The sequence below is a fragment of the Kitasatospora putterlickiae genome, assembly GCF_039527695.1.
Classification (GTDB): Bacteria; Actinomycetota; Actinomycetes; order Streptomycetales; family Streptomycetaceae; genus Kitasatospora; species Kitasatospora putterlickiae.
Window position 1 is genome coordinate 26,688 of record NZ_BAAAKJ010000072.1, and the last position, 12,403, is coordinate 39,090.

Sequence of the window (12,403 nt, forward strand, 5' to 3'; positions counted from 1 at the left end):
CGGAGCCTCCCACCGCCGTTTCCGGATCAGCGTTCTCCGGGGCCCCCGCACCGCCGCCCGCGCGCGCCGAGGGTGACGTCGAGGGCTTGGGCGGCCTGGTGGTGGGACCGCCGGTCGCACCGCCGGCACCGCCGCCCGGGTCGGTGGTCGGCGACTGGCTCGGCGTCGAGCAGCCGATCGGGCCGAGCAGGCAGCTCGGCGAGGGGGTGGTGCCACCCGCGCCGCCGCCGGTGCCGCTGCCGCCGGTACCGGCTCCTCCGGTGGTGCCGGCGCCGCCGGTACCACCGCCGGTGCCGCCGCCCGTTCCGCCTCCGGTGCCGCCGACGGTGCCGCCGCCGGGGTTCGGGTTGGTCTTGGTCGGCACCGGCTGGGTGGGCACGGTGCCGGGGCAGTCCACGCCGGGCACGCAGACCGGCTCCTGGGTCGCCGGCGGCTGGGTCGGCTGGCCCGCGTTCGGGTCCGCCGGGGCGGTGGGCGCCGTCTCGGTGGCGGTCGGCGTCGGCGTGGCGCTCGCGGTGCTGGGCGCGCCCGAGGAGTCGACCTGCGAGCCGACCGGCTGCGGGGTCGGGAAGTCCAGCTTCTTCTCGTTGGCCAGCGCGACCTTCATGTACCGGGTGAAGATGTCCGCCGGAACGTCACCACCGTGCAGCTCGTCCTTGCCGCCGGTGCCCTTCAGTTCGAGCCGCCCCGGGTGGGCCGGGTCCTCCCGCCACATCGCCACGCTGGTGGACAGCTGCGGGGTGTAGCCGACCCACCAGGCCGACATGCTCTCGTCGGTGGTACCGGTCTTGCCCGCCACCGGGCGGCCCAGGGCGTTGGTCTTCTTGCCGGTACCGTTCTTCGCCACGTTCACCAGCACGTCGGTGATGTTGTCGGCGACGGCCGGCTCCAGCGCCTGCTTGATCTCGTGCTTGCCGAAGCCGGGCCGCTCCTTGCCGTCCAGCAGGACCTTGGTGACCGAGTACGGCTCGGCCTGCTTCCCACTGGCGGCGAAGGTCGCGTAGGCGTCGGCCATCCGGATCGGGCTGATGGTGGAGACGCCGAGCGGGAAGGTGGTGGTGTTCGCCTCCTTCTCGATGTTCTCCTTGCGGATGCCCACCGCCTCGGCGATCTGCATCACGTTCTGGCCGCCGACGTCCTGGTTCAGCTGGACGAAGGGAACGTTGTAGGAGTACTGCATGGCCATCCGCAACGAGACGTAGCCGCGCTTGCCCTTCTCCTCGTTCGCCTGGCGGTAGGGCTTGCCGTCGTCGCCGATCACCAGGGAGCCGTCGGGCTTGCGGATCTCCGACATGTCGTCGGAGAGGTAGCGGCTGTCGGCGTTGATCCGCTTCGGCTTGCCCTTGTCGTCGGTCGCGGTCTGCACGCCGGTCTGCATGGCGGCGGCCAGCACGAAGGGCTTGAAGGTCGAGCCGACCTGGACGCCCTGGGCGTTGGCGTTGTTCTCGTGGTGGCCGTTCTCCACGCCGTCACCGCCGTAGATGGCGACGATCGCACCGTCGTTGGGAACGACGCTGGCCGCGCCGAACTGAACGAACTTGTCGGTCCCCGGGCGCTTGTCCGGGTTGATCTGCTCGGCCCGGATGTCGTCCACGGACTTCTTCAGGGCGTCGACCTTGTCCTTCTGGAAGGTCGTGTAGATCTTGAAGCCGCCCTTGTCGATCGCCCGCTGGTCGATCGTCGGGTCCTTGGTCATCACGAACTTGTTGGCGGTCTCGACCAGGTAGCTGATCTGGCCGTTCATGTTGGCCGGCGGGACCTGCTGGATCGGCTCGGGGAAGGCGGTGCACTTCGCCCGCTCCTCGGGGGTGGTGTTCCTGGTCTCCACCATCCGGTCGAGGATCCACGCCCAGCGCTCCTCGGCGCGGGCGCGGTTGGCCTTGATCGTCGGGTCGTAGAACGAGGCGCCCTTGAGCAGGCCGGCCAGCATGGCGCTCTGGCACAGGTCCAGGTCCTTGGCGTTGACGCCGTAGTACGCCTGGGCGGCGGCCTGGGCGCCGGTCGCGCCGCGGCCGAACCAGCTGGTGTTCAGGTAGCCCTTGAGGATGTCGTTCTTCTCGAACTCCTGATTGACCTTCAGGGTGATGAAGAACTCCTTCACCTTGCGGGAGAGCGTCTGCTCCTGCGTCAGGTAGGCGTTCTTCACGTACTGCTGGGTGATCGTCGAGGCGCCCTGGGTCTCACCGCCCTTGGCCATGTTGATGACCGCGCGCATCATGCCCTTGGGGTCGATGCCGCTGTCGGTGCGGAAGGTCGAGTTCTCCGCCGCGATGACCGCGTTCTGCAGGTTGGGCGAGATGTCGGCGAGCTCGACGATCTGCCGGTTGGTCTCGCCCTTGCGGACCATCTCGGTGTTGTCGGCCCAGTAGTAGATGTTGTTCTGGTCGTCTACCAGGGCGTTGAGCTTCGGGATCTCCGTCGTCTGGTAGACGAAGAAGACCGCGCCCACGCAGGCCGCGACGAAGAGCAGCACGGCACTCAGCCACTGCCGCCAGGACGGCAGCCAGCGGCGCACGCCCTGCTTGCCGAAGCGCGGGTAGTCGATGAACCGCTTCTTGCCGGGTCCCCGCCCGGCCGCGGCGGCGCCGGCCTCCGCCCCGCCGCGCCGGCCCTTCTGGGCCGCCTTGCGCATCTCGGCACGGGTCATCCGGGGCTGCTGAGCGGTGTCCCGCCCGCCCTCGGGTCTGCGCCGGCCGAGGCCCTCCGAACCCAGGTCGTCGCGCCCGGCACCCGCCGGACGTCCGTTGTCTCCGCCCGGGGGACGACCGTCGCCACCTGGCGACCTGCGTCGTCGTTCGCTCATGTTCCAGCTACTCCTCGCCAGGCCGGTCGAGCCTGAAGGCAGGGTCCACGTCCGATGCCCGCAACCGACCTAACCCCGGAGGTGGTCCTCGTGCACACGCGACAGCGTACGCAGCCCGGAAACCGAACTAATCGGGCATCAACCGCAAATAACCGCAAAACGGCGGCAGATCATTACACGCCCGTTGCCAAGCCCACCCGCGCGTCGCCTTGTGATCACATTCACGCGCGCCCCTCTTGCCGGTTCGGAAACCCGGGCCTACTGTTCTCGATATATCGAGCCGATACATCGGAGCGACATACCGCCGACGGAGGCGGATCGCGGAACCGACCGGGGAAGGGAGGACGACGGCAGTGGGCAGGCGCTCAGGAGTGCTGGAGTTCGCCGTTCTCGGACTGCTCCACGACGCCCCGATGCACGGGTACGAGCTGCGCAAGCGGCTCAACGTCCTGCTCGGCTCGTTCCGCGCGTTCTCCTACGGGACGCTCTACCCCTGCCTGAAGAGCCTGGTGGCCCAGGGCTTCCTGGTCGAGGACAACCCGGACGTCGAGTACGTCCCGGCCACCGCGCTCAACGGCAAGCGGTCCAAGATCGTCTACCGGCTTTCCGCCGAGGGCAAGCAGCGGTTCGAGGAACTGCTCGCCGACTCCGGCCCGGACGCCTGGGAGGACGAGCACTTCGGCGTCCACTTCGCCTTCTTCGGCCAGACCGACCGGGCCGTGCGGATGCGCGTGCTGGAAGGCCGCCGCAGTCGACTGGAGGAGCGCCTGGAGCGGATGCGCAACTCGCTCGCCCGCGCCCGTGAGCGGTTCGACGACTACACCGTCGAGCTGCAGCGGCACGGACTGGAGTCGGTGGAACGCGAGGTCCGCTGGCTCAACGAGCTGATCGAGACCGAGCGGGCCAACCGCACCGGCCGGACCGGCCCGTCGACCGGGACGACCGGCCCCGCAGCACCCAAGACTTCGGACGGCCGAGGCCAGGAGGACGGGTCCGTGGACCCGCCCGGGCCACCGTACGACCGCCCGGGGCGCTCCTCCCAGGAGCGCTGACACCGCGTCAGCCCTGTGCCGCGCGGCAGGAGTGGGCGCGTCACGCGCCCGTCAGCAGTCATCGAAGAAGCAGGACGAGTCCCGCCGACCACCGGCGGCGCTCATGAGATCACAGGGAGCAACCGGAATGGGTTCGGTTCGCGTAGCCATCGTGGGTGTGGGCAACTGCGCCACGTCGCTGGTGCAGGGTGTCGAGTACTACAAGGACGCCGACCCGGCCGGCAAGGTCCCCGGGCTGATGCACGTCCAGTTCGGTGACTACCACGTCCGTGACGTGGAGTTCGTCGCCGCCTTCGACGTCGACGCCAAGAAGGTCGGCCAGGACCTCGCGCACGCCATCACGGCGTCCGAGAACAACACCATCAAGATCTGCGACGTGCCGCCGACCGGCATCACCGTCCAGCGCGGCCACACCTTCGACGGCCTGGGCAAGTACTACCGGGAGACCATCGAGGAGTCGGACGAGGCCCCGGTCGACGTCGTCCAGGCCCTGAAGGACGCCCAGGTCGACGTCCTGGTCTGCTACCTGCCGGTCGGTTCCGAGCAGGCCGCCAAGTTCTACGCCCAGTGCGCCATCGACGCCAAGGTCGCCTTCGTGAACGCCCTCCCGGTGTTCATCGCCGGCACCAAGGAGTGGGCGGACAAGTTCACCGAGGCCGGCGTGCCGATCGTCGGTGACGACATCAAGTCCCAGGTCGGCGCCACCATCACGCACCGCGTGATGGCCAAGCTGTTCGAGGACCGCGGTGTCGTCCTTGAGCGCACCATGCAGCTGAACGTCGGCGGCAACATGGACTTCAAGAACATGCTCGAGCGCGAGCGCCTGGAGTCCAAGAAGATCTCCAAGACCCAGGCCGTCACCTCGCAGATCCGCGACCGCGAGCTGGGCTCCAACAACGTCCACATCGGCCCGTCGGACTACGTGGCCTGGCTGGACGACCGCAAGTGGGCCTACGTCCGCCTTGAGGGCCGCGCGTTCGGCGACGTCCCGCTGAACCTGGAGTACAAGCTCGAGGTCTGGGACTCCCCGAACTCCGCCGGTGTCATCATCGACGCCGTGCGCGCCGCGAAGATCGCCAAGGACCGCGGCATCGGCGGCCCGATCCTCTCCGCCTCCTCGTACTTCATGAAGTCCCCGCCGGTCCAGTACTTCGACGACGAGGCCCGCGAGAACGTCGAGAAGTTCATCCGCGGCGAGGTCGAGCGCTGACCCTGAGCACCTCCGGGCCCTGAGCCCGGTCCCGCTCGGACACCGGACGGGCCCACGGTCGACGACCGTGGGCCCGTTCACCTTTCCCCGGCGAATGTTTCACGTGAAACAACGGCGGTTTCCATGGCACTCTGGGCACGTGGCGATCACCGAGAACGGCAGTACCCACCGGGCCGCGCACCGCGCCACGCTCCTCGACCTGCTCCGCGGCCGCGACTTCCGCCGGCTGCTGACCGCCCGGGTGCTGTCCCAGCTCTCCGACGGCGTCTTCCAGGTCTCCCTCGCCGCCTACGTCGTCTTCTCCCCCGAGAAGCAGTCCTCGCCCGCCGACATCGCCTCGGTGCTGGCCGTGATGCTGCTGCCGTTCTCGGTGATCGGACCCTTCGCCGGCGTCCTGCTGGACCGCTGGCGCCGACGCCAGGTGCTCTACCTGGGCAACCTGGCCCGCTTCGGGCTCGGTCTGGTCACCGGCGGGCTCCTGCTGGTCCAGGCGCCGAGCGGGCTCTTCTTCGCCTCCGCGCTGCTGGTCACCGCGCTCAACCGGTTCATCCTGGCCGGCCTGTCGGCGGCCCTGCCCCGGGTGGTGCGCGGCGAGCAGCTGGTCACCGCCAACGCCCTCTCCCCCACCCTGGGCACCGTCGCGGCCGCCTGCGGCGGCGGAATCGGCTTCCTGCTGCACCAGCTGATGCCCCCCGGCCCGAAGGCCGACGCCGCGCTGGTCTCGATCGCCGCGTTCCTCTACCTCTCCGCCGCGCTGGCGTCGCTGCGGATGGACCGGGACCTGCTCGGCCCCGAGCACCACCCGGGCCGCCCCGCGCTCGGCCAGGCACTGGTCCGGGCCGCCCACGAGCTGCGCGCCGCCGTCGTCCACCTGGTGCGCGACCGCCGGCCGGCCGCCCACGCGCTGGCCGCCGTGACCGCCGCCCGGTTCTGCTACGGCGTGCTGATCGTGGTCGTGGTGATGCTCGCCCGGTACACCTTCAACGACCCCGCCGACAGCGCGGCCGGCCTGGCCACCCTGGGGCTGGCGGTCGGCCTCTCCGCCGCCGGCTTCTTCATCGCCGCGGTGATCAGCCCCTGGTGCAGCCGGCGGCTCGGACTGGCCGGCTGGATGACGGTCTGCCTGGTCGCTCCGGTGCTCTTCGTGCCCACGCTCGGCCTCACCTTCCGCCTGGTGCCCTGTCTGATCGCGGCGCTGCTGCTCGGCGTGGTCACCCAGGGCACCAAGATCTGCGCCGACACCGTGGTGCAGGAGTCGGTCGAGGACGACTACCGCGGCCGGGTCTTCGCCATCTACGACGTGCTCTTCAACGTCGCCTTCGTGGCCGCCGCCCTGGTGACCGCGCTGGTGCTGCCGCTCTCCGGCCGCTCGGTGGCGGTCGTGCTGGGCGTGGCCCTGGTGTACGCGGCGTCGGCGGTGTTCTACCTGCGCGCCGCCCGCCGGACCGGCCCGCTCCCGGGGGACGTCGGAGCGAGTCGCTAAGGTACGTCAGATCTGTCGGAGTGACAGCAGTCTGTCCCGGGGGCACATCTGATGAGCACATCACCACATCCGCACGGGCCACCACAGGGCCAGGGCACCGACGGCAAGGCGAACCACCGGGTGCCGGCCGCGTTCGAGCCCACGCTCACCGGCGTCCCGCCGGTCACGAAGTCCTGACCGCCCGCCACCCGACCTTCCTTCCGGGGGATCCCCTTGTCCGTTCCGCCGCCCCAGATGCCGTACGGCTCGACGCCGCCCGCCGACGGCGCCAACCCGTACGCCACCGGCAACCCGTACGGCGCGCCGGGCCCGCAGCAGCCGACCGTCCCGGCGCCGCCCGGCTACGGCTACCCGGCGGCCCCGCCGCCCGCCGCCCCGCCGGGGTACGACGCGCCCGGGTACGGTGTGCCCGCCCAGGCCCCGCCCGGCGGCTACGCCTATCCGCCGCAGGCCGGGGGCTACCCGGCACCGGTCGGCTACGCCCACCAGGGCGGCCCGGTCTGCCGGTTCTGCGGCGGCTTCCCGGCCGTCGACACCACCGTCCGGGGCCACCAGGGCATCATCATCATCATGCGGTTCCTGAAGCAGCCGGGACCGTTCTGCCGCACCTGCGGCACCGCCGTGGTCCGCGACATGTCGGCCCGCACGCTGGTCCAGGGCTGGTGGAGCTACCTCTCCGGCATCTTCACCGTGGTCACCCTGCTGCGGAACCTCGCCGCCCACAACAAGATCAAGGACCTGCCGCCTCCCGCGCCCGGAACCCACGGACCGCAGCTCGACCCGGGCGTGCCGCTCACCAAGCGCCCGCACATCTTCATGCTGCTGCTGCCGGTGCTCGGGATCGGCTCGACGATCGTGCTGATCGCGACCGGCGCGTTCCTCAGCGCCCGGCACGCCGACGACCCGTACCGGCCGCTGGTGCTGCCCACGCCGACCACCGTGACCATCCCCGCGCCGACCTTCTCGCCGACCTACTCGCCGAGCTTCTCGCTGCCGCCGGTCCCGGCCCCGACGATCACCCTGCCGACGCCGTCCGCCAGCTCCAAGGTGCCCGGCGACATCGACTACGCCAAGGCCGGCGACTGCCTGCGCAACGAGAACGGCACCACGGCCACCCACGACGCCAACCCGCGGATCACCATGCTGCCGTGCACCGACGCCCGGGCCCAGTACAAGGTGATCAAGAAGGTCTACGCGACCAGCGACAACGAGAAGGCCTGTGACAACGTCACCGGCACCGAGAGCACCTACACCCGCGAGTCCAGCACCGAGGCGCTCAGCTTCGTCCTCTGCCTGAAGAAGCTCTGAGCCCGGGAACGGCGTGGGGGCGGTCCCGGGGTGCTCCCCGGACCGCCCCCACGCCGTGCGGCCGGACGCTACCGCTGGGCGTCCCACCAGGAGCGCAGCGCGGCCACCGCCGCGTCGTGCTCCATCGGGCCGTGCTCCAGCCGCAGCTCCAGCATGTGCTTGTACGCCTTGCCGACCATCGGCCCGGGCTTGATCCCGAGCAGCTCCATGATCTGGTTGCCGTCCAGCGCCGGGCGGACGGCGTCCAGCTCCTCCTGCGCCTTGAGCTCGCCGATCCGCGTCTCCAGACCGTCGTAGGTGCGGGAGAGCGCGGCGGCCTTCTTCCTGTTCCTGGTGGTGCAGTCCGAGCGGGTCAGCTTGTGCAGCCGCTCCAGCAGCGGGCCGGCGTCGGTGACGTAGCGGCGCACCGCCGAGTCGGTCCACTCGCCGCCGCCGTAGCCGTGGAAGCGCAGGTGCAGCTCGACCAGGCGCGACACGTCCTCGGTGAGCTCCTTGGAGTACTTGAGATCGCGCATCCGCTTGCGGGTCATCTTGGCGCCGACCACCTCGTGGTGGTGGAAGGAGACCCGGCCGTCCGACTCGAAGCGGCGGGTGCGCGGCTTGCCGATGTCGTGCAGCAGCGCCGCCAGCCGCAGGGCGAGGTCCGGGCCGTCCCGCTCCAGGTCGATGGCCTGCTCCAGGACGGTCAGCGAGTGCTCGTAGACGTCCTTGTGCCGGTGGTGCTCGTCGCGCTCCAGGCGCAGCGCGGGCAGCTCGGGCAGCACGTGATCGGCCAGCCCGGTGTCGACCAGCAGCCGCAGGCCCTTGACCGGCTGCTTGGCCAGCAGCAGCTTGTTGAGCTCGGCCTGGACCCGCTCGGCGGAGACGATGGCGATCCGGTCGGCCATCGCGGTCATCGCCGCGACCACCTCGGGGGCCGGTGCGAAGTCCAGCTGGGCGGCGAACCGGGCGGCCCGCATCATCCGCAGCGGGTCGTCGGAGAAGGACTCCTCGGGGGTGGCGGGGGTGCGCAGCACCCGGGCCTCCAGGTCGTCCAGGCCGTGGTGCGGGTCGACGAAGCCGCGGCCGGGCAGGTCGACGGCCATCGCGTTGACCGTGAAGTCGCGGCGGACCAGGTCCTCCTCGATGGTGTCGCCGTAGGTCACCTCGGGCTTGCGGGAGGTGCGGTCGTACGCCTCGGAGCGGTAGGTGGTGATCTCGATCAGGAAGGAGCCCCGCGGGGTGTCCTTGCGGGCGCCGACCGTGCCGAAGGCGATGCCGACGTCCCAGACCGCGTCGGCCCAGCCGCGCACGAGCTTGAGCACCTGCTCCGGACGGGCGTCGGTGGTGAAGTCCAGGTCGTTGCCGAGCCGGCCCAGCAGGGCGTCCCGGACCGAGCCGCCGACCAGCGCGAGCCGGTGACCGGCCGCCTGGAAGCGGCGGGCGATCTCGTCGGCGACCGGGGACACCCGCAGCAGTTCCTGGAGGCCCAGGGTCTGGGCCTCGCTCAGGCCGGGGACGACCTGGACGGCGGAGCTGGAATGATGGGCGCCGGTCGGGTGGGCGGTGGGCTCATTGGCAGTGGACACGGCTCACAAGGGTACGTGGCCCGGCGGCCCCGCCGCCCGCGCGTTTCCACCCGCTCACTCCCGGCCCGCAACACCGCACCCCTCACCACATCGTTACCATGCCGGTGGGACGAGTCCGGGACACCGGTGGCGGGTCGCGGTCCCGTGCGCCGCCACGGCCGTTCGGGCGACGGACGACCACACTTTCTTCACGGCTGATCCTCACGGCATCCACCGGGGCCGGCGGAACATCCGCAGCACGGCACCAGCAGCAGCGATCGAGAACGGCGAGGGCGAACCCGTGAGCGAGGGCGGACCGCGTGAGTGAGCCGGCACGGCACCCGGGACGGCGGGCGGGCGACCGCCCCGGGCGGGTCCTGCGACGAACCGCCCGACGGCTGGCCGGCGCGTTCGGCGCCGCGCTGGTGCTCGTCTCGGCGCCGCCCGGCCTCCCGACGGCCGCGGCGGCCCCGGCGGCGGCCGGTGAGGTGCGCCCGGCCGCCGGGTCGACGGTCACCGCCGAGTACCCGGTGACGCTGACCATCGAGTCGGTGAACAAGCCGACGGCCGTCCAGAACGGCACCGTGACCGTCTCCGGGCACGTCACCAACGGCGGGAAGTCCGTCCTCAAGTCCGCGCGCGCGACGGTCCGCAAGCCCTGGGAGGGCAAGCCGCTCACCACCCGCAGCGAGCTCGCCGGGGTGGTCGCCCGGACCACCCCGCAGGGGGCGGACGGCATCTCGCTGGACAGCCCGCAGTACGCGCTGAACGAGCTCGGCCCCGGCCAGAGCCAGCCGTACACGCTGAGCGTCGCCGTCGCCGACCTGGAGCTCACCACCGAGGGCGTGTACGAGCTGGCGGTGGACGTCTGGGGCTCGACCACCGACAACCAGCGCAACCGCCCGCTGGGCATCGCCCGCACCTTCCTGCCGTACAACCCGACCCCGACCGAGGCGCAGCCGTCCAAGGTCACCACCCTCTGGCCGCTGGTGCACGCCCCGGTGCTGGCCGCCCAGACCCTCTCCGACAACGACCAGACCGTCCCGGTGCTGCGCGACGACAGCCTGGCCACCGAGTTCGCGCCCGGCGGGCGGCTGTACGAGCTGGTCGAGACGGGTTCCTCGCTGACCGGGCTGACCTGGGTGGTCGACCCGGACCTGCTGGACACCGCGTTCGCGATGACCAAGGACTACCGGGTGCAGAAGCCCGGTACCGCGGGCAACGCCGCCAAGGAGGACAACACCGTCCGCGGCACCGGCACGGCCGCCGCCACGGCCTGGCTGGAGAAGCTGCGGGCCGCCGTCGCCAAGCCGGGCAGCCAGGTGGTGTCGCTGCCCTACGCCGACCCGGACCTCGCCTCGATCGCGCACAACGCCCCCGAGCTGGAGGGCATCGACGCCGCGCTCGGCAAGGCGGCCACCGCCGGCCGGCTGACCGTCGAGGGCCGGCTCTCGGTGGACACCCGGGCCGACGTCGCCTGGCCCTACCAGGGCTACCTGGACCAGCGGATCGCCTCGGTCGCCCAGCGCGCCGGCGCCGGCCTGGTGCTGGTGAACGGCGCGAGCATGCCCGAGTCGAACACGCTGAAGTACACCCCTTCGGCCACCCGGCCGATCGGCAACGGGCAGACCGCGCTGGTCGCCGACCAGGTGGTCACCTCGCTGTTCGAGGAGGACCTGGCGACCCCGCAGGACCAGACCCTGGCGGTGCAGCGGTTCCTCGCCGAGACCTTCGCGATCTCCCGGCAGGAGCCGCAGAACCCGCGCGGCCTGCTCGTCATGCCACCGCGCGACCTCACCGCCGGCACCGCCAAGGTGCTGGCCGGCGCCCTGCAGACGGCCCAGGACGGCAAGTGGGTGGAGCCGGTCAAGCTGGACGCGCTGGCCGGACAGGTGACGCCGGACCCCAAGGCGAACACCACCGTCCCGGCGCCCACCGACTACCCGGCCCGGGTCCGCGACTCGGAGCTGCCCGCCACCGACCTGACCGCCACCACGCAGATCCAGACCGACCTGGACACGCTGATGCAGGTGCTGACCCTGCCGCAGCGGGTGCGCGGGCCGTTCAGCGCGGCCATGGTCCGCTCGCTGTCGACGGAGTGGCGCACCCGGGCCTCGGCCGGCGGCGTCTACCGCGAGGGCGTGGACCAGTACCTCGACGAGCTCACCGGCGCGGTGAAGGTGCCCCCGAAGCGGATCATCACCTTCGCCGGGGACACCGGGGTGCTCCAGGTCAGCGTCCGCAACGACCTCACCCAGACGGTCACCAACCTCAAGCTGGTGCTGAGCCCGAGCCAGCCCAACCGGCTGCGGGTCGAGCTGCCGGCGGAGGAGCTGGTGCTGCCGGCCTCGCAGAGCGTCACCCTGCGCTTCCCGGCCGAGGCGAAGAACAACGGGCGGGTCAGCATGACCGCCCAGCTGTACACCACCGGTCCCGACCCGAAGCCGTACGGCGACCCGGTGGTGTTCACCGTCCAGGTCACCTCGGTCACCAACGGCGTGCTGTACGTCTTCGGCGGAGGCCTGGTGCTGCTGCTGCTCGCGGGCCTGCGGTTCATGCGCCAGCGCAAGCGGCGGGTGGTGCGCGACGACGAGGGCGACGCGCCGCTCGCGCCGTCCGACGGGCCGGACGGGGACTCGGCCGACGGCGCCCCGGCGGAGGACCCGGCGGGCGGCCCCGGCGACGGGGACGGCCCCGGCGAAGCCGCGCGGACACCGCGCGACAGCAGCGCGGATGGCCGGGATCGGGCCACCAGTGATGAGAAGGTTGGTCCTTGACACCGCCGACACCGCCCGACCCCGTGGCGGCCTCCCCCACGACAGCGAAGAGGTGACATGACCGGGCGCAGCGAGGAGCGGCCGCCGGGCCGCGGAGAGGTCCGTCCGGGCGCCGAGTCGCCGTCCGGCGACTGGTACGTGGCCGACACCTATGCCCAGGACCCCTACGCGGCCGACGCGTACCAGGGTGGTCCGGGCGAGCAGGACCCGTACGGTCTGCGGG

Annotated in this window: 8 protein-coding genes; 6 read left to right on the forward strand and 2 right to left on the reverse strand. The window is 71.5% G+C overall.

Annotated features, from left to right (window positions below; genetic code table 11):
• On the reverse strand, window positions 1–2,647 hold a 2,647-nt coding region (locus tag ABD308_RS08425; RefSeq protein WP_344330007.1), incomplete at its 3' end, for a transglycosylase domain-containing protein.
• A gap of 509 nt (window positions 2,648–3,156) precedes the next feature.
• On the opposite strand from ABD308_RS08425, the gene ABD308_RS08430 reads away from it, so the two are divergent.
• From ABD308_RS08430 to ABD308_RS08450, 5 genes are all read left to right on the forward strand, one after another.
• Window positions 3,157–3,855 (forward strand): PadR family transcriptional regulator, encoded by a 699-nt coding sequence (locus tag ABD308_RS08430; protein WP_344330010.1) that lies wholly within the window; start codon window positions 3,157–3,159, stop codon window positions 3,853–3,855.
• 127 nt (window positions 3,856–3,982) lie between these two features.
• Window positions 3,983–5,065, forward strand: a complete 1,083-nt coding sequence (locus ABD308_RS08435) for an inositol-3-phosphate synthase (RefSeq protein WP_344330013.1) — start codon at window positions 3,983–3,985, stop codon at window positions 5,063–5,065.
• Between the two features lie 139 nt (window positions 5,066–5,204).
• Window positions 5,205–6,548 carry an MFS transporter gene (locus tag ABD308_RS08440; RefSeq protein WP_344330016.1) on the forward strand — a complete coding sequence of 448 codons (1,344 nt, stop codon included), beginning with the start codon at window positions 5,205–5,207 and terminating at the stop codon, window positions 6,546–6,548.
• 51 nt (window positions 6,549–6,599) lie between these two features.
• Window positions 6,600–6,725 carry a hypothetical protein gene (locus ABD308_RS08445; protein WP_344330019.1) on the forward strand — a complete coding sequence of 42 codons (126 nt, stop codon included), beginning with the start codon at window positions 6,600–6,602 and terminating at the stop codon, window positions 6,723–6,725.
• Window positions 6,726–6,761: 36 nt separating this feature from the next.
• Window positions 6,762–7,856: an LppU/SCO3897 family protein gene (locus ABD308_RS08450; protein WP_344330021.1), complete on the forward strand. Its 1,095-nt coding sequence runs from the start codon at window positions 6,762–6,764 to the stop codon at window positions 7,854–7,856.
• 68 nt (window positions 7,857–7,924) lie between these two features.
• Here the strand turns inward: ABD308_RS08450 and ABD308_RS08455 are convergent, their stop codons facing one another.
• A complete protein-coding gene (locus tag ABD308_RS08455) occupies window positions 7,925–9,346 on the reverse strand; it encodes a CCA tRNA nucleotidyltransferase (protein ID WP_344330104.1) in 1,422 nt (473 codons plus the stop codon).
• Between the two features lie 377 nt (window positions 9,347–9,723).
• Between ABD308_RS08455 and ABD308_RS08460 the strand changes: the two genes are divergently transcribed.
• Window positions 9,724–12,180 (forward strand): DUF6049 family protein, encoded by a 2,457-nt coding sequence (locus ABD308_RS08460; RefSeq protein ID WP_344330023.1) that lies wholly within the window; start codon window positions 9,724–9,726, stop codon window positions 12,178–12,180.
• Window positions 12,181–12,403 lie beyond the last annotated feature (223 nt).

What these genes read in the sequence shown, in the direction of transcription:
- ABD308_RS08435 (WP_344330013.1), top strand. Translation starts at nt 3,983, where the DNA reads ATGGGTTCGGTTCGCGTAGCCATCGTGGGTGTGGGCAACTGCGCCACG.
- ABD308_RS08445 (WP_344330019.1), top strand. Translation starts at nt 6,600, where the DNA reads ATGAGCACATCACCACATCCGCACGGGCCACCACAGGGCCAGGGCACC.